Source organism: Streptomyces sp. Ag109_G2-15, from assembly GCF_900215565.1.
GTDB lineage: Bacteria > Actinomycetota > Actinomycetes > Streptomycetales > Streptomycetaceae > Streptomyces > Streptomyces diastatochromogenes.
On the sequence record NZ_OCNI01000001.1, the window covers coordinates 2,223,488 to 2,243,382 of the forward strand.

At 71.6% G+C, this 19,895-nt stretch carries 20 protein-coding genes; 7 read left to right on the forward strand and 13 right to left on the reverse strand.

Annotated elements, in window-relative coordinates; translation table 11 throughout:
* Positions 1–12 precede the first annotated feature (12 nt).
* The 3 genes from CRP49_RS09665 to CRP49_RS09675 form a co-directional block, all read right to left on the reverse strand.
* A complete protein-coding gene (locus CRP49_RS09665) occupies positions 13–1,701 on the reverse strand; it encodes a serine/threonine-protein kinase (RefSeq protein ID WP_097253007.1) in 1,689 nt (562 codons plus the stop codon).
* Positions 1,702–1,771: 70 nt separating this feature from the next.
* The gene (locus CRP49_RS09670; RefSeq protein WP_097253008.1) at positions 1,772–2,380 is read right to left on the reverse strand and encodes an SUKH-4 family immunity protein; all 609 of its coding nucleotides are present in this window, start codon (positions 2,378–2,380) and stop codon (positions 1,772–1,774) included.
* Between the two features lie 165 nt (positions 2,381–2,545).
* On the reverse strand, positions 2,546–3,394 hold the full coding sequence (locus CRP49_RS09675; RefSeq protein WP_094215607.1) for a menaquinone biosynthetic enzyme MqnA/MqnD family protein: 849 nt from the start codon (positions 3,392–3,394) through the stop codon (positions 2,546–2,548).
* A 287-nt stretch (positions 3,395–3,681) separates the two neighbouring features.
* Here CRP49_RS09675 and CRP49_RS09680 point away from each other — a divergent pair, with 287 nt between their 5' ends.
* Positions 3,682–3,885, forward strand: coding sequence for a cold-shock protein (locus CRP49_RS09680; RefSeq protein WP_003974443.1), 204 nt, complete (start codon positions 3,682–3,684; stop codon positions 3,883–3,885).
* 92 nt (positions 3,886–3,977) lie between these two features.
* On the opposite strand, the gene CRP49_RS09685 is transcribed toward CRP49_RS09680, so the two are convergent.
* On the reverse strand, positions 3,978–4,553 hold the full coding sequence (locus tag CRP49_RS09685; protein WP_097253009.1) for a helix-turn-helix domain-containing protein: 576 nt from the start codon (positions 4,551–4,553) through the stop codon (positions 3,978–3,980).
* A 68-nt stretch (positions 4,554–4,621) separates the two neighbouring features.
* Here CRP49_RS09685 and CRP49_RS09690 point away from each other — a divergent pair, with 68 nt between their 5' ends.
* The 4 genes from CRP49_RS09690 (at position 4,622) to CRP49_RS09705 (ending at position 6,724) form a co-directional block, all read left to right on the forward strand.
* Positions 4,622–5,344, forward strand: coding sequence for an AzlC family ABC transporter permease (locus CRP49_RS09690; RefSeq protein WP_097253010.1), 723 nt, complete (start codon positions 4,622–4,624; stop codon positions 5,342–5,344).
* The gene (locus CRP49_RS09695) at positions 5,341–5,655 is read left to right on the forward strand and encodes an AzlD domain-containing protein (RefSeq protein WP_094215610.1); all 315 of its coding nucleotides are present in this window, start codon (positions 5,341–5,343) and stop codon (positions 5,653–5,655) included. Before CRP49_RS09690 ends, CRP49_RS09695 begins: the two co-directional genes overlap by 4 nt.
* Before the next feature lie 39 nt (positions 5,656–5,694).
* The gene (locus CRP49_RS09700) at positions 5,695–6,345 is read left to right on the forward strand and encodes a class I SAM-dependent methyltransferase (protein WP_097253011.1); all 651 of its coding nucleotides are present in this window, start codon (positions 5,695–5,697) and stop codon (positions 6,343–6,345) included.
* Positions 6,346–6,520: 175 nt separating this feature from the next.
* The gene (locus CRP49_RS09705; protein WP_143669975.1) at positions 6,521–6,724 is read left to right on the forward strand and encodes a hypothetical protein; all 204 of its coding nucleotides are present in this window, start codon (positions 6,521–6,523) and stop codon (positions 6,722–6,724) included.
* A 116-nt stretch (positions 6,725–6,840) separates the two neighbouring features.
* Here CRP49_RS09705 and CRP49_RS09710 read toward each other — a convergent pair whose 3' ends face one another.
* The 5 genes from CRP49_RS09710 to CRP49_RS09730 form a co-directional block, all read right to left on the reverse strand.
* A complete protein-coding gene (locus CRP49_RS09710; protein ID WP_097253013.1) occupies positions 6,841–9,858 on the reverse strand; it encodes a BTAD domain-containing putative transcriptional regulator in 3,018 nt (1,005 codons plus the stop codon).
* A 172-nt stretch (positions 9,859–10,030) separates the two neighbouring features.
* Positions 10,031–10,825: an AfsR/SARP family transcriptional regulator gene (locus tag CRP49_RS09715; RefSeq protein WP_097253014.1), complete on the reverse strand. Its 795-nt coding sequence runs from the start codon at positions 10,823–10,825 to the stop codon at positions 10,031–10,033.
* 112 nt (positions 10,826–10,937) lie between these two features.
* Complete coding sequence (locus CRP49_RS09720; protein WP_097253015.1) at positions 10,938–11,756, reverse strand: hypothetical protein; 819 nt, start codon at positions 11,754–11,756, stop codon at positions 10,938–10,940.
* Positions 11,757–11,987: 231 nt separating this feature from the next.
* Complete coding sequence (locus CRP49_RS09725; protein WP_179851559.1) at positions 11,988–12,908, reverse strand: LysR family transcriptional regulator; 921 nt, start codon at positions 12,906–12,908, stop codon at positions 11,988–11,990.
* Between the two features lie 169 nt (positions 12,909–13,077).
* Positions 13,078–15,036 (reverse strand): long-chain fatty acid--CoA ligase, encoded by a 1,959-nt coding sequence (locus tag CRP49_RS09730; protein WP_097253016.1) that lies wholly within the window; start codon positions 15,034–15,036, stop codon positions 13,078–13,080.
* A gap of 271 nt (positions 15,037–15,307) precedes the next feature.
* On the opposite strand from CRP49_RS09730, the gene CRP49_RS09735 reads away from it, so the two are divergent.
* Positions 15,308–16,201, forward strand: coding sequence for a MaoC/PaaZ C-terminal domain-containing protein (locus tag CRP49_RS09735; protein ID WP_097253017.1), 894 nt, complete (start codon positions 15,308–15,310; stop codon positions 16,199–16,201).
* A 170-nt stretch (positions 16,202–16,371) separates the two neighbouring features.
* On the opposite strand, the gene CRP49_RS09740 is transcribed toward CRP49_RS09735, so the two are convergent.
* Positions 16,372–17,022, reverse strand: a complete 651-nt coding sequence (locus CRP49_RS09740; protein WP_097253018.1) for a TetR/AcrR family transcriptional regulator — start codon at positions 17,020–17,022, stop codon at positions 16,372–16,374.
* A gap of 131 nt (positions 17,023–17,153) precedes the next feature.
* Here CRP49_RS09740 and CRP49_RS09745 point away from each other — a divergent pair, with 131 nt between their 5' ends.
* A complete protein-coding gene (locus CRP49_RS09745; protein WP_097253019.1) occupies positions 17,154–17,711 on the forward strand; it encodes a GNAT family N-acetyltransferase in 558 nt (185 codons plus the stop codon).
* Between the two features lie 68 nt (positions 17,712–17,779).
* Here CRP49_RS09745 and CRP49_RS09750 read toward each other — a convergent pair whose 3' ends face one another.
* The 3 genes from CRP49_RS09750 to mqnE all read right to left on the reverse strand — a co-directional run bounded on the left by CRP49_RS09750 (position 17,780) and on the right by mqnE (position 19,856).
* Positions 17,780–18,088, reverse strand: a complete 309-nt coding sequence (locus CRP49_RS09750; RefSeq protein WP_097253020.1) for a DUF4229 domain-containing protein — start codon at positions 18,086–18,088, stop codon at positions 17,780–17,782.
* 75 nt (positions 18,089–18,163) lie between these two features.
* Positions 18,164–18,688 (reverse strand): GNAT family N-acetyltransferase, encoded by a 525-nt coding sequence (locus CRP49_RS09755; protein WP_097253021.1) that lies wholly within the window; start codon positions 18,686–18,688, stop codon positions 18,164–18,166.
* A 4-nt stretch (positions 18,689–18,692) separates the two neighbouring features.
* Entirely contained in the window at positions 18,693–19,856 is a 1,164-nt protein-coding gene (gene mqnE / locus CRP49_RS09760) for an aminofutalosine synthase MqnE (protein ID WP_097253022.1), read from the reverse strand.
* Between the last annotated feature and the right edge of the window lie 39 nt (positions 19,857–19,895).

Below are 19,895 nucleotides of genomic sequence, written 5' to 3' on the forward strand. Positions count from 1 at the left end.
GGGGAGAACCTCCTAGCCGACCTTCGACATCCGGGACACCGGGTCGCCCTCGGCCGCGCTGTCCGCGGAGTACTGGAGGTCGTCGCCGACCGGCATCAACTCCACCGGGTGCGGTGCCGGATCGCAGCCGACGTGGTTGCCCGTGGCGCCCACCGAGGTCGCCACGATCCGGGTCTTCGTGACCTGCTTCAGGGTGAGGATGTCGGTACAGACGGCGCCGATCGCGTCGGTCTGCTTGAGCCGCCCCAACTCCTTGCCGACGGCCGCCTGGTGGACGGTGATCCGGAAGGTGCCCATGTCCAGGCTGCCGCCGAGTCCGGTGGCCCGGCCCTCCCAGGTGCCGAGGTAGCGGGCCGGGATCGCGCCCGGGGCTGCGCTCGGCTCCTGTGAGTAGCCGTTGGCGGGGGCCGACGTTGAGGAGGAGTCGGAGGTGGCGGGTGCACTGCCCGCCGTGTCGTTGTCCCCGCCGGCCCACGGCCGCAGCAGCGCCCCGAGCCCGACGGCCGTCGCGGCCAGCGCCCCCGCCACGGCCAGCGCGACGGTGCAGCTCACCCGCCGCCCGCGCCCGCTCTCTCCCGGCCCGGAGTCCGCCGCCACGCTGACGCTGACCTTCCCGGGAGCCGGCACCGCGTCCTGCGGTGGAGTCGGCGAGGGCACGGCCGGAGCCTCGGACGGCACCGGAGGAGTCATCACCGGAGCCGGACCGAACTCCCCCGCGGCCGACGCCGGCTCGCCCGCGACCACCCCGGATTCCCCGCCCACCGAGGGGCTGCTGAACCGCACCGGACCCGACGGCGCCGACTCTGTCGTCTCCAGGTTCAGGAGGTGTACGGCGCTGCGGCTGACCTGTTCCACCAGCGTGCCCGGCAGCCAGCCTCCGGTGACCAGGCGGGCGGCGCCCTCGGGGGCGAGCCTGCGGGCCAGTTCGGCCGGGGTCGGGCGGGCGGTCGGGTCCTTCGCCAGGCAGGCGGCGGCGGCCTCCCGCAACTCACCGGTGAGGTCCCCGAGTTCCGGTTCCTCGTGGACGACCTTGTAGAGCAGCGCGGCCGAGGAGTCGCCGGGGAAGGGCGGCTCACCGGTCGCCGCGTACGCCAGTACCGCGCCGAGGGAGAAGACGTCCGCCGCGCCCGTGACCCCCTTGCCGAGGATCTGCTCGGGGGACATGTAGCCGGGCGAGCCGACGGAGACGCCGGTCGACGTCAGGGACGCCGTACCGTCCGTGGCGCGCGCGATGCCGAAGTCGATCAGCAGCGGGCCGTCCAGGGTCAGCAGGACGTTGGAGGGCTTCACGTCCCGGTGGACGAGGCCCAGTTCGTGCACCGCCGTCAGCGCCTCGGCGAGGCCCGCGCCCAGGGCCCGTACGGTGTGCGGGGGCAGCGCGCCGCCGTCCCGGACGGCCGCGGCGAGGGAGGGGCCGGCCGCGTAGGCGGTGGCGACCCAGGGCACGGCGGCCTCCGGGTCCGCGTCGAGGACGGGCGCGGTCCAGGCGCCGCCGACCCGGCGGGCGGCCTCCACCTCGCGCCGGAAGCGGGCCCGGAACTCCTCGTCCAGCGCGAAGTGCGGATGCACGATCTTCACGGCGACCGTACGGCCGCCCGCGCTGCGGCCCAGGTAGACCCGGCCCATGCCGCCGGAGCCGAGCCGGCCGAGCAGCCGGTAGGGCCCGACGGCGGCCGGTTCGTCGGCTCCGAGCGGCTCCATGGCGTCCACCTCTCCCCCGCAACGCCTCACTGCCCGCAGCCTAGGCCCTGTCGTCCAGTGGAGCAGCGTCTCACCCGTAGAGCGAGCGGGCTCCCGGGCTGTTGCCCTTGAAGCGCTGGCCCGCGGCTATCTCCCATCCGACCACCGACCAGACGGTCTCGTCGTCCTGGAAGGGAAGCGGGTCAATCCTGCTCGTCTCCTGACAGATGCGCTCGACCTCGCGGTCCAGGCGCTCGAAGTCGGCTTCCTCGTCGCCGTCGTCGCCGCTGAAGGTGAACTCCTCGAGCAGGCGCTGGAACCGGAGGGTGACCTGGACGAGGGAGGAGACGTCCGTGTGGAGTTCCTGCACGGTCTCCTCGTCGGCGTCGAAGGCGTGCACCTTGCCGGATCCGGGGTCGAGGGCGAGGTGGGCGTTGAGCAACCAGCCGATGACGGGCCATTCGCCCGCGCCCTCCGGGGCGTCCTCGGCGTCGACGACGTCCTGGACGAGGTGCAGCCGACCGGTGTCCTCGTCGGGCTCACGCAGCCAGAGCGTCCCGGTGGGGACGCCGACGGTCTGCAGAAGGCGGGCGCCCTCGGTGTCTGCGGTGGAGGGCGGGAAGGCGGTGGCGGGCAGGGTCGCGAGCCGGTCCTCGCCGAAGATGTCGCCGAGTTCGCCGCGCGTGACGTCGAAAAGCACTGCCGGAACTCCGAACTCCGCGGCGGCTCGGGCGCCGTGGGACTCTCAGTGGACGGAAGCGGTCTCAACAACAGCGTTGCGGATCGAGGCGCTTCCGGCGACTCCGGTTCCGCCCCGCCCGCTCACCCGCCCTCCTACGGAACAAAGGGCTTGGTGCCGTGGCGATCACGGCTGCAGCAGGTCCACCTTCACGTCCGCCGGGAAGCCGGTCGTCGGGCCCACCCGGCGGGCGAACTCGGCGACCGCCGCCAGCTGCGACTCGCCGAAGCTGAAGTCGAGGGTGGTGAAGTACTGCTCCAGGGTCGCCTCGTCGAAGGCCTCCCAGCGCGAGGCCTGTTCGGCGACCTTGCCGACCTCCTCCAGGGAGAGGTTGCGGGAGGCGAGGAAGGCCTCGTGGACCTGGCGGGTGAGGGCAGGCTCCCGCTCCAGGTAGTCGCGCCGGGCCGCCCAGACCGCGAAGACGAACGGCAGGCCGGTCCACTCCTTCCACATCGCCCCGAGGTCGTACACGTCCAGGCCGAGCTTGGGCCCGTAGTGCAGGTTGGCGCGCAGGGCCGCGTCGCCGATGAGGACGGCGGCGTCCGCCTCCTGCATCATCAGGCCGAGGTCGGGCGGGCAGGTGTAGTAGTCGGGCCGCACGCCGTACCGCTCGGCCAGCAGGAGCTGGGCGAGGCGGACCGAGGTGCGGGAGGTCGAGCCGAGGGCGACCCGGGCGCCGTCCAGCCGGTCGAGCGGAACCTGCGAGACGATCACGCAGGACATCACCGGGCCGTCGCAGCCGACGGCGATGTCCGGGAAGGCGACCAGATCGTCGGCGTTGCGCAGGAACTCGACCAGGGTGACGGGCCCGATGTCGAGGTCGCCGCGCACGAGCTGCTCGCTGAGCTTCTCCGGGGTGTCCTTGGTCAGCTCGAAGTCGAGGAGCGTGCCGGTTCTCGCGAGCCCCCAGTAGAGGGGCAGGCAGTTCAGGAACTGGATGTGGCCGACGCGCGGCCGGGTGCGAGAATTGTCCACATCGCGAGACTAGACCCCGTGCTGTACCGTGCTGAGACCGGCCCCACCGTCAACACACCCGTCCGGCGGTTCAAACATTCGGGTGACGTGATCTTGACCTCTATTGCTTTCGGCTGCCCGCGTGCTAGGCTCGCCGCAAGTTGCAGTTTGGTTTCCCTTGCAGTACAGAGCCTGCGGAGCATGTAACCGCGGGCTCTCGTCGTTTTCAGACGAATGCAGTTGTGCAGCACCGTTTCGCACGTGCAGGTTCTGGAGCAGGGCAACCCTTTTGAGCCCAAGGAGGGCTTATGGCTACCGGAACCGTCAAGTGGTTCAACGCCGAAAAGGGCTTTGGCTTCATCGCCCAGGAGGGCGGCGGCCCGGACGTCTTCGTCCACTACTCCGCGATCAACGCCCAGGGTTTCCGTTCCCTGGAGGAGAACCAGCAGGTCTCCTTCGACGTGACCCAGGGCCCGAAGGGTCCGCAGGCGGAGAACGTCACCCCCGTCTGAGCTCTGCCTGACCGCAGAACCTGAGTGCAGTACCCAAGGAGCCCCGCGCCTTCCGGCGACGGGGCTCCTGCCTTTTCCCGTTCATTTCCGGTTCACATGTGCTGCATGATCAGTACGAACTTGGTTCGGGCCGCGAGCGCTTCGTAGGAGTGCGGCACGTCCCCGCGGTACGACATGTAGTCCCCGGGCGCCAGTTCGACCGCTTCTCCGCGCGGCCCGGCCTTGACTCTCCCCTCGCTGACCACGATGTGCTCCGTGGTCCCCGGAATGTGCGAATCGGAATCCCGTACGGTCCCGGGTTCCAGCCAGACGTAATAGATATCCCTGCGCGCGCCCGGCGGACTCGCCGACAGCAGCGTCGCCAGATAGCTGGACCGCTCCGAGTGCACGGTGGGCCCCGCGCCGGCCCGGATCACCTGGATCGCGGGTGTGGGCGGCTCCACGAGGGCGCTGAAGGGCACCCCGAGGGCCACCGCCAGGGCCCAGATCGTCTCCATGCTCGGATTCCCGCTCGCCGCCTCCAGTTGGGACAGCGTGGACTTCGCGATCCCGGCCCGCTTGGCCAGCTCGGACAGGGACAGCCCGGTGCGGGTGCGCTCACGCCTGAGGGACGCGGCGATCCACTCCAGCGGGAGCCGGGCGGGCGGCCCGGACGGTGCCTCGGACATGTCGTTCGCTCCATCGGTACGATCGTTCGCCTTGACGGACTGGGCGTTCGCTGTTCATTGTAGAAAACATGCGTTCGCTACTCCGAACAAGCTCACCTCTCCGAGGCAGCGGGCTCCTCCGTGGGCCCGAGGCCGGTTCGCTGGTCCGGGACAGCTCCCTCGTCTGGCTGGCCAGCGGCATCGTCGGTGTCTCCTTCGGCGCGATCTCCGTCGCGGGCGGGCTGCCGGTGTGGGTGCCGGTGCTGATGTCGCTGGTGGTGTACGCGGGATCGGCCCAGTTCAGCGCGGTCGCGGTGCTCCTCGCCGGGGGCGGCCCGCTGGCCGCGGCGGCCACCGGTCTGCTGCTCAACACGCGTACGGCGGCCTTCGGTCTGGCCGTGGCCGAGACCATCGGTACCGGTCGCGCGACCCGTTTCCTCGGTGCGCATCTGGTCACCGACGAGACGGTGGCCTTCGCCCTCGCCCAGCCCGATCCGCGGCGGCGGCGCAGGGCGTTCTGGATCTCCGGGATCGGCCTGTTCCTCGTGTGGAACATCGGCGTGCTGGCCGGGGCCCTCGCCGGCCGCGCCCTGGGCGACACCGCCCGCTACGGCCTGGACGCGGCCTTCCCCGCCGTCCTGGTGGCCCTGGTCCTGCCGACCCTGCGCGCCGACGCGGCGGTACGGCGCTGCGCCCTGCTCGGCGCCGCCCTGGCCCTGGCCGTGACGCCCGCCGTACCCGCCGGGGTGCCGGTGCTGCTCGCGCCGGCCGGGCTGTTCCTGCACCGCCGCCCCGCCGGGGCCGCCGTATGAACGCCACGGTCGCCATGATCCTGGCCCTGGCCGTCGGCACGTACGCCTTCCGTCTGGTGGGCCCGCTGCTGCACGGCCGGGTGACGGTCCCGGCCCGGGTGCAGGAGCTGGCGTCGGCGGGCGCGATCGTCCTGCTCGTCGCCCTGCTGGCCACGGGCGCCCTGACCGAGGGCGGCGGCTTCGCGGGCTGGGCCCGCCCGGCCGGGGTGCTGGTCGGCGGCGTCCTGGCCTGGCGCCGGGCGCCGTTCGCGGTGGTGGTCCTCGGCGCGGCGGCGACCACGGCGGTGCTGCGGCTGGCGGGGGTGGCGTAGCCCGAAGGCTGTCAGTGGCCCCGGCTACGGTGCCTCCCCATGACCGACAGCCGCGACTTCCTCGCCGTCACCCGCACCTTCTACGACACCATCGCCGACGACTACGCCGAGCACTTCCGGGGCATGCACACGGCCAAGCCCCTGGAGCGGGCCCTGCTCGCCACGTACGTCGAACTCGTGGGCGTCGGCGGGCCGGTGGCCGACCTCGGCTGCGGACCCGGGCCGATCACCGCGCACCTCGCCGCCCTCGGCCTGGACGTCTTCGGGCTCGACCTGTCCGAGTCCATGCTCACGATCGCCCGCCGCGAGAACCCCGGGCTGCGCTTCGAGCAGGGCTCCATGCTGGACCTCCCCGTCGCGGACGGCGCGCTGGCCGGTGTCGTCGCCTGGTACTCGACCATCCACACCCCGGTGGACGAACTGCCCGCGCTGTTCGCCGAGTTCCACCGGGTCCTGTCCCCCGGCGGCCACCTCCTGCTCGCCTTCCAGGCCGGGGAGCAACCCCTCCGCCTCGACCGCCCCTGGGGCCACCCGGTGGCGCTGGACTTCCACCGGCGCCGCCCCGAGCACCTGGCGGAGCTGCTCACGGCCGCCGGTTTCGCGCTCGGCTCCCGCACGGTGCGCGAACCCGACACCGACCTCGGCGAATCGGTCCCGCAGGCCTTCCTGTTCGCCCGGAAGCCCGCGTAGAGCCCCTGGCCCCAGGAGCCCCGAGGGCCGTTGAAAGCGGGAGTACCGGGAGCCCGCCCCGTGCCGGGAACCGGCGGGGACGGCATCAGGATCGCTCGCCACGAGCATCGGTTGCGGCGTCGGGGAGAGGCCCGGCGACCGGATGACGATCCGTCTCTTCCTGGGGGATAGACCTATGCGCTCCATCGCACTGCGTACGAAGACGGTTCTGACCGCGCTCACCGGCGCAGGGGTACTGACGCTCGGCATTGCGGCGGCCGTTCCGGCGACTGGTGTGCAGGACGCCCTGGCGCATGTCGTCTCCGACCTTTCGGGGCACCAGGCGCAGTCCGCGCCGGCCCTGGCGGACGAGCGCCCGCCCGGCCTCGTCCACTACTGACGGCGTTGACGATCCGCGCACTGCAGCATCGACGGCACCGGCCGGGCTCACGCCCCGTCGGTGCCGTTCTTCGTGCGAGCCGCCCCGGTGAGTTCCGCCGTCCACAAGGCCGTTGCCTAGAGACGCCGCCCCTCCTCCGTCACTCGCATCGCGTCGTACAGCTCCTCCGCCGCGACCCGATACCGACGTGCCATCGGTTCGTCGCCCAGCGCCTGCGCCGCCTCCGCCATGCCGTGCAGGGCGCGGGCGGTTTCGAAACGGTAGCCCAGACGGGAGGCCAGATCGTGGGCGTGACGATGCAGTTCCATCGCCTGCTCGGGTGCGCCGCTGCGCAGGTGGACCAGGCCCACCACGTTCGCCACGGTCGCCTGGCGCAGGGCCGTGCCCTCGGCGGAGACCAGGTCCAGGGCGCGCTCGGCGTGTTCAGCGGCCGAGCGCATGTCGCCGAGGCGCTGACAGACCCGCGCCCACTGGGCGAGGACGACGGCTACGTTCGCGGGTTTCCGGGACTCGTCGCACAGTTCGAGAGCCTGGGCGAGGCAGGCCCTCGCCCGCTCGTCCTCGCCGGTGCCCAGGTGGGCCAGCGCCAGCCAGGTCAGTGAGGAGATCTCGTTGCTGCGCTCGCCGAGGCGCCGGTTCAGCTCGGTGGCCTGGGCCGCGCACCGGGCCGCCTCGGCATACCGGCCCGCCCAGGTCTCCACGGTGCTGAGGTTGGCCAGCGCCACGGCCTCGGCCCGAGGCGAGCCCAACTCCCGGTGCAGAGCAATGCCTTGGATCAGGTACATGCGCGCATCGTCGAAGTTGCCTATCGCACCGTGCAGCATGCCGAGCACGTCGATGCACATCGCCTCGCCTCGGCGATCGTCGATGGCGGCCAACTCCAGGGCCTCCTGGGCGGTGGTGATCCCATCCTGAAAGTCGCCGAACCACCAGTGGGCCACGGCCAGATTGCCCAGGCAGACGCCGAGCAGCGTCGGGTCACCGAGCTGTCGGCAGGCATCGACGCCGATGCGACCGACCACCCGGAACTCCTCGTAGTGGCCCCGCAGGTCCAGGTAGAAGAGCACGTTGCGGGCGAGCAGCGCGGCGGAGCGGTGCAGGCCCTGGGCGCCGGCCTGCGCGACGAGCGCGAGCAGCGCCTCGTGTTCCCTGTCGAACCAGCGCAGCGCCCGCTCGTCCCCGTCCAGCCGGGGCAGTTCGGACGGGTCCCGCTCGGGCGGCTCGACGAAGCGCTCGCGGCCGGGGAAGAGCACCTCGCAGGCCCGGTCCGTGGCCAGCGTGTAGTACGACACCAGCCGCTCGACCGCGCTCCCCTCGTCGTCCTCCGCCTCCCGCACACTCATCGCATACGTCCGCACCAGATCGTGGAACCCGTAGAGCCCCGCCTCATGCTGCTCCAGCAGATGCGCGTCGAGCAGGTGCTCCAGGACGTCCTCGGCGTCATGGACGTCGGTGCCGAGCAGCGCGGCGGCCGAGTGGACGTCGATGGCGCTGCCGGGGTGGAGGCCGAGCAGCCGGAACGCGACGCGCCGGTCCTCCTCCATCCCCTGGTACGACAGCCGGAGCGTGGCCTCGACGCTGCGTTCCCCGGCGCTCATCTCCCGCAGCCGCCGGGTCTCGTCGGCGAGCCGGTCGACCAGGTACTGGATGGTCCAGCGGGGGCGGTTGCGCAGCCGGGCGGTGGTGATGCGCAGGGCGAGGGGCAGGCCGCAGCACAGCCGGGCGAGGTCGTCGACGGCCTGGGGTTCGGCGGCGGTGCGGTCGGCGCCGAGCATCCGGGTGAGCAGGGTGGTGCTGTCGTCGGCCGAGAGCAGGCCGAGGGGAAGCCACTCGGCGCCGTCGAGTTCGAGCATGCGTACCCGGCCGGTGAGGATGGCCAGGCAGTCCTCGGAGGTGGGCAGCAGCGGCCGTACCTGGGCGGCGTCGGCGGCGTTGTCGAGGAGGAGCAGGAGCTTCCGCTGGGCGGAAACGGTTCGCCACAGGGTGGTGCGCCGCTCCAGGTCGTCCGGTATCCGGTCGTCCGGGATGCCGACGGTGCGCAGCAGGGAGTGCAGGACCGCACCCGGCTCCTGCGCCTTCTCGCCGGGGCTGAATCCGCGCAGGTCGACGAAGAGCTGCCCGTCGGGGTAGTCCGGCGCGAGCAGGTGGGCGGCGTGCACGGCCAGGGTGGTCTTGCCGCTGCCGCCCATGCCGTCCACGCCGACGATCCGGCCGCATCCGCAGGCCGGGGCCCGGCCCACCTCCAGCAGCCGGGCCAGCTCCTCGTCCCGGCCGGTGAAGTCCGGCAGGTCGTAGGGCAGGGTGCAGGGCGCCGGGTCGGTCTCGGACGGCCGGTCGAGGGGGGCCGGGACCAGGAGGGCGGCACGGTCGGCCACGGACTGCGGTACCCGGGGCGCCACCTCGGGGCTGTCGCGCAGGATGGCCTCGTACAGCCGGGTCAGTTCGGCGCCCGGGTCGATGCCCAGCTCCTCGACGAGCAGCTCGCGCACCCGGCCGAACTCCTCCAGCGCCTCCGCCTGCCGGCCCCCTCGGTACAGGGCGAGCATCAGCCGCCCGCGCAGGGTCTCCCGCAGCGGGTGCGCGGTGACCAACTCGCGTAGAGGTCCGACGAGTTCGGTGGACTGGCCGAGTTCCAGCTGTAGCTCGAAGTACTGCTCGGCGACGGCCATGTGCCGTTCCTCGAGGGCGGCGGAGGCCGCGGAGATCACCGAACCGCCCGCTCCGGCCATGACCGGGCCGCGCCACAGGTCCAGACAGGCCCGCAGATGCCCGACGGCCTCGGCGGGCTGCCCGGCGGCCACCGCCTGCCGGGCCTCGGCCGAACGCCGGCCGAACTCGTGCAGGTCGAGCTGGTCCTCACCGAGGACGGCCCGGTATCCGGCGCCGTCGGTGACGATCAGCCCGGCGCCGCCGGGGATGCGGGTGCGCAGCGCCGCGACGGCCTTGCGGATCTGGTGGCCGGCGGTCTGCGGCGGCTCGTCGTCCCAGGCGGCGGCCACCAGCCGGGGCACCGGCACCATGCGCCCCGGCTCAAGTAAGAGAGTGACGAGAACCCGCTCCTGGGTGGGGCTGCCGAGTCTCAGCCGGCGCTGGCCGTGCCAGCCTTCCAACGAGCCGAGGATGTTGAAACGCACGACAGGCCGAGCGGATGCCGCCGACTCCACGAACCCGTCCCCCCCGCCCCATCGCGTACGCACCAGCCCCAGATGTTCGGGACAATCCTAGGTTGTACCCGAACAGGCCACGCTGGAAGGCGACTTCACGTTACCGTGCGGCGCGTCTTGGCCCCAGTCAAAAGCTAACCCTTTACGCAAGTTGAAGGAGAGAGGATCGAACATCACCGGCCAAAGCCGGGTCATGGCAGAGAATCGCGCTCTCCACCTGACGCAGGGCCGGGGATGGCTGGATGCCGAGCTCGTCGTCGAGGTGGCGGCGCATCCGGCGGAAGACGTCCAGGGCGTCGGCCTGCCGTCCCGAGCCGTACAGGGCGATCATCAACTGCTCGCAGAAGCGCTCCCGCAGCGGGTGGTTGGTGTGCGCCTCGGTCAGCTCCGCGAGGACCGCCGCGTGCCGGCCGAGCCGCAGCTCGGCGTCGAAGCGCAGCTCCATGGCCCGCATCCGGTACTCCTCGTAGCGGGCGCCGGCCAGCTGGCACAGCGTCCCGCCGGTGAAGCCGCCGAAGACGGGGCCGCGCCACTGCGCCAGGGCGCCACCGAGCAGCCGAGCGGTGCGCTCCGCGTCCTGCGGGGAGGCCGACTCGGCCTGCCGTACGGCCCGCACGAACTCGGCGGCGTCCAGCTCGCCCTCGGTCACCAGGAGCCGGTAGCCGGAGGGGTGCATGGTCACCCGGGACCCGGCCCGGCCCGGTTCGAGGCCGCGCAGCTTGCGGCGCAGCCGGCTGACATGGGCCTGGAGCGCGTTGGCCTGGTTGTCGGGGACGGCGTCCCCCCACATCTCCTCGACCAGGCTCTCCCCGGACACCGGCTGGCCCTCGCTGATCAGCAGGGTCTGCACCAGGGTCCGCTGCAGGTCGCCGGAGATCTCCGCCGGGCCGGACACGGTACGGATCTGCAGCGCCCCGAGGATCGAGAACTTCAGCATCCTGACTCCGCCTCCCGTTGATGTCGCTGGCGTCGTCGTCCTTCTTCCGGCGACGTATCAACAGTGCGGTGCCCCTGTACCGGATCGTTCCCGATCCGTTCCCGGTCTCCGGTCAGCCGCCGTCGCCGACGACCAGGGCGGCGAGGGAGGCCACCCGCCGGGCCGCCAGCTCGGGCGAGTCGGCGTGCACGACGAGGTGTCCGGGGCGCAGCGCCTCGGGCGGCGAGACATGCCGGACGTGCGGCAGTATCCCCACCTCGGTGGTCTCCAGCCGCCACGGCGGGCTCAGCAGGGCCGCGGCCGCGAACCGGTTCGGCCGCACCGCGTCGACCAGCCGCCCGGCCAGCACCTCGATGGCCCCGGCCGCCAGGTCGAACCCGCCGGCCACCTTGACCAGTTCGGGCACCGGGTCGTCCCCGAGTCCCGCCCGGCAGCCGGTGATCACCGGCCCGCGCGCGGTTAGGGCGACACTGATGTGGGCCGGCCCGTACTGGTATCCGGTCAGATCCAGCAGCGCGGTCACCACCGCGCGCACCTCGGCGGCGGTGTCGTCGGTGAGCGGGGCGGGGTGGAGCAGGCCGTAGGGGGTGCGGGCGGTGATCCCGACGGCCTGGTGCATACCGTGCACGCTCAGCGTCTCCACGGTCAGCCGCAGATCGCCGGGCGCGACCTCGGTGCCGCCGGGCGAGAGCCGGTTGTCGCGGACCAGGCGCTGTACGGCAGCCGGGTCCGAGAGCACCCTGAGGGCGCGGGCCGGGTTGACGAACAGCCCGGCCTCGGCGGCCTCCGCGAGCGGCGCGCGCAGGGCCGCCTCGTCCGTTGCGTCGACCCGGATCGAGCGCACCTGGACACCGGCGTGCGCGGCCTCGCGGACGAGGCGCTGGTCAGGGTTCAGCAGGAAGATCCGGCGGACGTCGTTGTCTTCTTTCATGCCTCTGCTCGTGGTGACGGAGTCGGCGAGGGTGGAAAGGCAGGCTACGAGCGGGCGTTACCGATCCGATCCCGGCCGGTTCCCGAGGTGGTGCGTGGGCCCAAGACGCTCACTTCTTCTGTGTGGTTGACCAGTTGACGACACACCATGGATACGGGTGCATCCCTCCTACGCTACCCGTTCCTCGGCACTTGCCGGGGGCGGATTCACGGCAAAAACAGAACATCCGGTTTACCGCGCTGTGCGGGCGTTTCGGCGCACCGGTGGCGGGCCGCAGCGTTCGGCGACCGTGTCCGCGAAGGCCCTCGCGGGCGGGCTGAGCGCGTCCCAGCGGCGGACCGCCCAGCCGACCGGCAGGGGCCGCAGCTCCGGCAGCGGTACGAGCCGGAGCGCGCCCTCACGGGGCACGGGCAGCCCCGGAACGGCGGGGACGACGGCCCGCCCCACCCCCAGCTCGGCCAGCAGCAGCGCGGTGTCCCAGTCGGCGACGCTGGTGTCGTGACCGAGCCGGACGCCCCACTCGGCGCAGGCGGCGTCGAGCTGGGCGGCGGAGGCGGAGTTCGGCGGCAGCCGGATGAGCCGTACGTCGGCGAGATCGGCCGGATCCAGTCGGGTGCGCGTGGCCAGCGGGTCGTCGGCGGGGACGGCGAGCACCCAGGGCAGCTCGACCACGGCGCGCTGCTCGATGCCGCGCACCGGAGGACCGAGGGTGATCCAGGCGAGGTCCAGGGTGCCGTCGGTGAGCGCGTCGAAACTGCCACGGCCGGAACTGACCGTCCGGAACTCGAGGTTGACCCGCGGGTGGCGGCGCCGGAAGGTGACGACGGCGTCGGACATGAAGTGCCGGACGGTGGTGGCACCGGTGGCCACGCGGACGTGTCCGCTGTGCCCGTCGAGGAGATCGCGCAACTGCCGTACGGCCAGATCGAGGCCCGAGATCCCCTCGGCCGCCGCGGCTTCGAGGATCCGGCCGGCCCGGGTGGGCACGACCCCGCGCGGCTGCCGCTCCAGCAGGGCCACGCCGGTCTCCCGCTCCAGCCGCCTGACGTGCTGGCTGACGGCGGACTGGGTGCAGCCCAGCTCCCGCGCGACGGAACTGAGGCTCCCTGCCCGGCACACGGCCACGAACACACGGAGGTCGTCGAGGGTCACAACACCCAAGCTATCACTGGGGTTTACGGAGGAAACCTTAGGATTGACTGGCTCCGGCGGCCGTACGAGGATCGAGGGCGGGCCGCGACCGACCCAGGCGGCAACCCGCTCCACGCTCCTCGCCGAGTCCGGACCGAGGCGGGGCCGGCGGGAGCGGGTGCCGACCGTTTCAGCGTGTGTAGAGGCTCTCCACCTCGGCCGCGAAGTCCTGCATGATGTGCTGCCGCCGCAGCTTCATCGAAGGGGTCAGATGGCCCGCCGTCTCGGTGAAGTCCACGGGCAGCACGGCGAACCGGCGGATCGACTCCGGCCGGGACACCAGCTTGTTGGCCTCGTCCAGCGCCCGCTGCAGGACCGCATCCAACTCCGGGTCGCCGACCAGGAGTTCCGGTGGCACCGGGTGCTTGCCGTTCATCTGGCGCCAGTGGGTGATGCCGTCCGGGTCGAGGGTGATGAGGGCGGCGACGTAGGGGCGCCCGTCGCCGACGAGCATGCACTGGGAGATCAGCGGGTGCTGGCGCAGCCAGTTCTCCAGCGGCGCCGGTGCCACCGACTTGCCGCCGGCCGTGATCAGCAGCTCCTTCTTGCGGCCGGTGATGGTCAGATAGCCCTCGTCGTCCAGCTCGCCCAGGTCGCCGGTGGGCAGCCAGCCGTCCCGGGTCGCGGGGACGACTCCGCCGGCCTGCGGGTCCCAGTAGCCGCGCAGGACGTGGTCGCCCGCGATCAGGATCTCGCCGTCCGCCGCGATCCGCACCCGGGTGCCGGGCAGCGGCCAGCCGACCGTGCCCAGGCGGGGCTTGAGCGGCGGGGTCACCGTCGAGGCACCGGTGGTCTCCGTGAGGCCGTAGCCCTCGAAGATCTCGATGCCGGCGCCGGCGTAGAAGGCGGCCAGGCGGCGGCCCAGCGGTGAGCCGCCGCAGATGGCGTACTTGACCTTGCCGCCCATGGCGTTGCGGATCCGCCGGTAGACCAGCGGGTCGTAGAAGGAACGGGCCGTCTTCAGGGCCCGGTTGGGGCCGCCTCCGGTGCCGGTCTGGCGGGCCTCCAGCGCCTCTCCGTAGCGCACGGCCACCGCGGACGCGCGGTCGAAGACGGCCACCCGGCCGCCCGTCTCCGCCTTGGCCCGCGCGGAGTTGTAGACCTTCTCCAGCATGTACGGGATGGTCAGCAGACAGGTCGGCCGGAAGGCGGCCAGGTCCGGCAGCAGGTCCTCCGCCTTCAGGCTGGGCGCGTGCCCGAGCCGTACCCGGGCCCGGACGCAGGCGATCGCCACCATCCGCCCGAAGACATGGGACATCGGCAGGAACAGGAGCACCGACACGTCCTCCCCCGAATTCGCCTTGAAGATCGGGTAGAGGAGTTCGATCGCGTTGTCGACCTCGGCGAAGAAGTTGCCGTGCGAGAGGGCGCAGCCCTTGGGCCGGCCGGTGGTGCCGGACGTGTAGATGAGCGTGGCGAGGGTGTCGGGCCCCAGCATGCCCCTGCGGACACCGACCTCCCCGTCCGGCACCTGGGCGCCCAGCTCCGCCAACCGCTCCACATGCCCCTTCTCCATCACCCACAGGTGCCTGAGGTCCGGCATGCGCTCCAGCTCGGGACCGATGGCCGCGGCCTGACCCGGGGTCTCCGTGACCAGGGCCACCGCGCCGGAGTCGTGCAGGATCCAGCGGGTCTGGAAGACGGAGGAGGTGGGGTAGATCGGGACGGTGACCAGGCCGGCCGCCCAGGCGGCGAAGTCGAGCAGCGTCCACTCGTACGCGGTCCGGGCCATCACGGCGATACGGTCGCCCGGCACCAGCCCCTCCGCGATCAGCCCCTTCGCCACCGCGAGCACCTGCCCGGCGAAGTCCACCGCGGTCACGTCCGTCCAGCGGCCGTCGGCGAGCCTGCGGCTGAGCACGACCGCGGCGGGAGCCGTCTCGGCGTTGTCGAACGGCAGGTCCGCGAGCGAGCCGTGCTTGACCGGCGGCGCGAACGGGGGGACGTACGCCTCCCGCACGGCACCGTCGAGCCGGCGGGTCTCGGGCTCCACGAGGACCGGGAGGCCGTCGTAGTCGGTGGCTTGGACTACGTGATCAGTTGACACGGGCGGCTCCTGGGGCGTGCAGCGGCGAACTGCTTGCTGCATGACGTACGTACCTCGTGCGGCGAGGTGTTCACCGGCGGGCCTTAAGCACGGGTTACCGCCGGTTAGGCAGGTGATCGTACGAGGCCGCTGTGGGGGGCTTGTGCGGGTTCGGGGGTGGTACGGAGCCGGGGGTGTGCAGCCTCGGGGGTTATGTGAGGGGGTTTCAACTTCCTGGCCCACCCGCCTGATCGGTTGCGCCACGACAAGGCCTTACCTCCGGTAACCTTACTCCAGAGTAAGAACTTCGTACCGAGTCGCGCGGGAGTTGGACATGGCCGACCGCCACCTGAGCTTCACCGGCACGACACCGGGCCGCTTCACCCTGGCCGCCGCCCTCGCGCTGGCCCCGCTGCTGGCCCGGGGTGCCCTGCGCTCCCCCTTCAAGCGCCCGTCCCCGGAAGCGGACTTCCCGCGCACCCGCCTGGTGCTGCCCGGCCTGCGCGTCGACCTGGCCCGGCTGGCCGCCTACGAGCGGGTGTGCGGCTTCGCCACCGGCTCGGCCGACGGCACGGACGCACTGCCCGTCACCTACCCGCACGTCCTCGGCTTCCCGCTGGCCATGCGCCTGATGAGCGGCCGGGACTTCCCGCTGCCGCTGCTCGGCCTGGTCCACACCTCGATCGAGATCGTCCGCCGCACCGGCCTGCCGGCCACCGGGGAGTACGAACTCGCCGTCCACATCGAGGGATTGGCCCCGCACCGGCGCGGCACCGAGGCCACGGTGGTCACCGAGCTACGGGCCGGCGGGGATGGCGTATGGGAGTCGCGGAGCACCTACCTCGCCCGGCACCGGACCGACGGGACCGGTGAGCCCCGGGAGGAGCCTTCGCAGCCGCTGCCCGTGCTGGCCGAGTGGCGGCTCGCCGAGAACGTCGGCCGCCGCTACGGCGCCGCCTCCGGCGACCGCAACCCCATCCACCTGCACCCTTTCGCCGCCCGCCTCTTCGGCTTCCCGCGCGCCATCGCACACGGCATGTGGACGGTGGCCCGCTGTCTGGCCGCCCACGGCGTTCCTGAGGCGACTGTGGTCCGGGCGCGGTTCAGGGCGCCGGTACTGCTGCCGGGGACGGTGACGTACGGCGCGGATGGCAGCGGGAGCTTTGAGCTGCGCGGCTCGGGTGGACGGTCGCACGTGTCCGGAGAGGTGCGGGGGTTGCCGGGCTAGGCGCCGTTGGGGGTTCTGTCCGTTGCCGGGTGCGGGTGCGGGGGGCTTGTTCGCGCAGGTCCCCGCGCCCCCAAAGCCACGTTGCGGCTCGCCTACCTAAGGGGCGCGGGGAACTGCGCGACCAGCCATGAACCACCCGCACCCGGCGACGGCCAGGCGCCCCTACGGCGCTACACCTCACCCGCCGGCGGAGTCCAATGGCGGCCCCGCATCAGGTTGCCCAAGCCCGACCAGGCGAAGTTCATCAGGGTGGACGCGGCCTGCCTGGCGCTGACGCCGTCCGTCGCGTTGACCCAGGCCGCGAGGGACTCGGCCGCGCCGACCAGGGCCTCGGCGAGCCCGGCGACCTCGCGCTCGGGGAGGTCGGGGTCACGGTGGGCCTCACGGGCCGCGACCGCGATCAGCTGGGTCACGAACGCGACGATCTCCTCGCGCATCGCGGTGACCTCGGCGGCGAAGTTCTCGCCGTGGGTGCGGGCCTGGAGGTGCAGCACGGACCAGCCGTCGGGGTGCTCGGCGGTGTGCGCGAAGAACGCCTGGAGCCCGTCCCACAGCTGGCGGTCGGCGGGCAGCCCCGCGCGGACTCCGGCCCGGACGGCCTCCGTCAGGGCGCCGGCCTCGCGGCGGATGCAGGCGGTGAAGAGGTCTTCCTTCGAGTTGAGGTACAGGTAGACCAACGGCTTGGACACACCCGCGAGTTCGGCTATCTCGTCCATCGAGGCGGCCATGTAGCCGCGTTGGCCGAAGATCCGCACGGCGGCGTCGAGCATCTGCTGCTCTCGAACCGCCCTCGGCATCCGTTTGGTCTTCACGGCACCCATGAGGGCAAGCCTAAGACTTGATCCGCACTTCACCAGAAGGCCCGTACCCTCAAGCGCTGGACCGGCCTGACCGTCTGTCTCAGGGGCAGCAAGCCTGGAACTCACCGCGCGGCAGCGTGATCAAATAGGGGATGACATCGTTCTGGACCGGCGAACGGGTACGCCTGCGCGGTATCGAGCCCGACGACTGGGCGGCGTTCATGCGCTTCGCCACGGACGAGGAGCGGTTGGGAGACCTGCTGCAGCCGCCTCGTTCTGCCGAGGGCTACCGCGTCTGGGCGAGGGAGCAAGCCGGTGTCCAGCCCGGTGGTGACTGCTTCCAGTTGGCAATCGAGGCCGTCGACACGGGAGAAATAGTCGGTACCGTCGGCTCGCATCTCGCTGATCCCCGTGCCGGCTGGTTCGAGTACGGCGTCACCATCGGTGCTGACCACTGGCGCAAGGGCTACGCGGCAGAAGCCGTCGTGCTACTGCTGCGCTTCATGTTCGCCGAGCGGCGCTATCACCGGTGCCAGGCGCGGATCTTCGCCCACAACGAGGCGTCGCTGTCACTCCACCGTCGGCTCGGATTCACCGAGGAAGGCCGCCTCCGCGATCACGTGTTCTTCGCCGGCCGACACCATGATCTCGTCATGATGGGCATGCTCGCTGATGAGTTCGCCCAACTGCACTCGATGAGCGGACTGTGAACTGGTCTGAAGGCGGCCTTCGCCCGAGGTGGGCACGAAACCGCGCCGAACCGGACAGACGAGAAGCTTTAGTTGGGCGCGGCTGCCCCGCCCTGCGCCCGCGCGGAGTCGTCCGCCACGTCCTCCTGGCTGCGGTTGGCATCCAGGTTGGCCTTCATCCGGTCGACCCTGTTCACGATCTGCACGGAGGCCCGGTCCCGCTCCCTGCGCAGCACCACGAAGCTGATCGGCGCCGAGAGCACCATCGCGAGCAGCAGCACCCACAGGAAGTTGGAGTCGCCGAAGCCACGCGGGAAGATCCCGGAGTAGACGGCTCCCCAGACGACCACGAGGCAGCCGGCGAAGATGCCGAGGCGCATCAGCGTGTATCGGAGCATCTCAATCCACTCTTCCGATTCCAAACAGGGGCACCGTCCAGTGAAGCACGGTGCGGACCCGATCTTGCAGCGGGGTCAGAGCAGCGGCAGCAGCATGAAGATGTCGTCCCGGTCGTCGCCGGGCGCGACCCGGATCGCGCCGGGAATCCGGCCGACCTCCTTGTAGCCGCAGGAGCCGTAGAAGTGCTCCAGGCCGAGGCCGCCCCGGCAGGTGAGCCGTATGGCCTCGATGCCGTCGAGGCCGCGGGCGGCGTCGGCGGCGGCCGCGAGGAGGTCGCGGCCGTAGCCCTTGCCCTGGTGCCGGGGGTGCACCATCACCGTGTACAGCCACACCCAGTGCTTCATCAGCCGGTGGGTGTTGTACGTGAGGAACGCGGTCGCCGCGACCGCGCCCGTCCCGTCCCGGCCCACCAGCAGCCGGGTGCGGCCCTCGGCCATCGCGACGAGGTGCTTGACCAGCTCGGGGCGTATCTCGTCGGCGGTCACCGGCGGCACGAAGCCGACCGAGCCTCCCGCGTTGGAGACGTCGGCCCACAGCGTGAGCACGTCGTCCCTGAGGGCAGGCGAGACCGCCGGGTCCAGCTCGAACGACAGCGTCACCGGCTCACACCCGCATCGGCTGCGGCGACTCCCGGCGCAGCGGGTCCGGGCCGTCGTACTCGCGGATGATCTCGTACCGCGTGTTCCGCTCCACCGGACGGAAGCCGGCGTCGCGGATCAGGTCCAGCAGGTCCTCGCGGGTCAGCTTGTTCGGGGTGCCGTAGTTGTCCGCGTCGTGCGTGATCTTGTACTCGACGACCGAGCCGTCCATGTCGTCGGCGCCGTGCTGGAGCGCGAGCTGGGCGGTCTGCACGCCGTGCATCACCCAGAAGACCTTGACGTGCGGGACGTTGTCGAAGAGCAGGCGGGAGACGGCGAAGGTCTTCAGCGCCTCGGCACCGGTCGCCATCTGCGTCCGCGCCTGAAGGCGGTTGCGGACCTTGCCGTCCTTCATGTCCACGAAGTCGTGCTGGTAGCGCAGCGGGATGAAGACCTGGAAGCCGCCGGTCTCGTCCTGCAGCTCGCGCAGGCGCAGGACGTGGTCGACCCGGTGGCGGGGTTCCTCGATGTGGCCGTACAGCATGGTGCACGGGGTCTTCAGACCCTTCTCGTGCGCCAGGCGGTGGATGCGGGACCAGTCCTCCCAGTGGGTCCGGTGGTCCACGATGTGCTGGCGGACCTCCCAGTCGAAGATCTCGGCGCCGCCACCGGTGAGGGACTCCAGGCCGGCGTCGATGAGTTCGTCGAGGATCTCGCTCGCGCTCAGCCCGGAGATGGTCTCGAAGTGGTGGATCTCGGTGGCCGTGAAGGCCTTGAGCGAGACGTTCGGCAGGGCGGCCTTCAGCTCCCGCAGCGAGCGCGGGTAGTAGCGCCACGGCAGGTTCGGGTGCAGGCCGTTGACGATGTGCAGCTCGGTGAGGTTCTCCGACTCCATCGTCTTGGCGAGCCGGACGGCCTCCTCGATGCGCATCGTGTACGCGTCCTTCTCGCCCGGCTTGCGCTGGAACGAGCAGTAGGCGCAGGAGGCCGTGCACACGTTGGTCATGTTGAGGTGCCGGTTGACGTTGAAGTGCACGACGTCACCGTTCTTGCGCGTCCGCACCTCGTGCGCGAGGCCGCCCAGCCAGGCCAGGTCGTCCGACTCGTACAGCGCGATGCCGTCCTCGCGGGTCAGCCGCTCACCGGAGCGGACCTTCTCCTCCAGCTCGCGCTTGAGCCCGACGTCCATGCCAACACCTTTCCTCGACAGACTCCGTAAACCGTACTC

Excerpts from the sequence above, each read along its gene's own strand:
- CRP49_RS09665 (WP_097253007.1), bottom strand. The coding sequence starts at position 1,701 with ATGGAGCCGCTCGGAGCCGACGAACCGGCCGCCGTCGGGCCCTACCGG.
- CRP49_RS09680 (WP_003974443.1), top strand. The coding sequence starts at position 3,682 with ATGGCTACCGGAACCGTCAAGTGGTTCAACGCCGAAAAGGGCTTTGGC.
- CRP49_RS09685 (WP_097253009.1), bottom strand. The coding sequence starts at position 4,553 with ATGTCCGAGGCACCGTCCGGGCCGCCCGCCCGGCTCCCGCTGGAGTGG.
- CRP49_RS09690 (WP_097253010.1), top strand. The coding sequence starts at position 4,622 with ATGCGTTCGCTACTCCGAACAAGCTCACCTCTCCGAGGCAGCGGGCTC.
- CRP49_RS09695 (WP_094215610.1), top strand. The coding sequence starts at position 5,341 with ATGAACGCCACGGTCGCCATGATCCTGGCCCTGGCCGTCGGCACGTAC.
- CRP49_RS09700 (WP_097253011.1), top strand. The coding sequence starts at position 5,695 with ATGACCGACAGCCGCGACTTCCTCGCCGTCACCCGCACCTTCTACGAC.
- CRP49_RS09705 (WP_143669975.1), top strand. The coding sequence starts at position 6,521 with ATGCGCTCCATCGCACTGCGTACGAAGACGGTTCTGACCGCGCTCACC.
- CRP49_RS09715 (WP_097253014.1), bottom strand. The coding sequence starts at position 10,825 with ATGCTGAAGTTCTCGATCCTCGGGGCGCTGCAGATCCGTACCGTGTCC.
- CRP49_RS09720 (WP_097253015.1), bottom strand. The coding sequence starts at position 11,756 with ATGAAAGAAGACAACGACGTCCGCCGGATCTTCCTGCTGAACCCTGAC.
- CRP49_RS09730 (WP_097253016.1), bottom strand. The coding sequence starts at position 15,036 with ATGCAGCAAGCAGTTCGCCGCTGCACGCCCCAGGAGCCGCCCGTGTCA.
- CRP49_RS09735 (WP_097253017.1), top strand. The coding sequence starts at position 15,308 with ATGGCCGACCGCCACCTGAGCTTCACCGGCACGACACCGGGCCGCTTC.
- CRP49_RS09740 (WP_097253018.1), bottom strand. The coding sequence starts at position 17,022 with ATGGGTGCCGTGAAGACCAAACGGATGCCGAGGGCGGTTCGAGAGCAG.
- CRP49_RS09745 (WP_097253019.1), top strand. The coding sequence starts at position 17,154 with ATGACATCGTTCTGGACCGGCGAACGGGTACGCCTGCGCGGTATCGAG.
- CRP49_RS09750 (WP_097253020.1), bottom strand. The coding sequence starts at position 18,088 with ATGCTCCGATACACGCTGATGCGCCTCGGCATCTTCGCCGGCTGCCTC.
- mqnE (WP_097253022.1), bottom strand. The coding sequence starts at position 19,856 with ATGGACGTCGGGCTCAAGCGCGAGCTGGAGGAGAAGGTCCGCTCCGGT.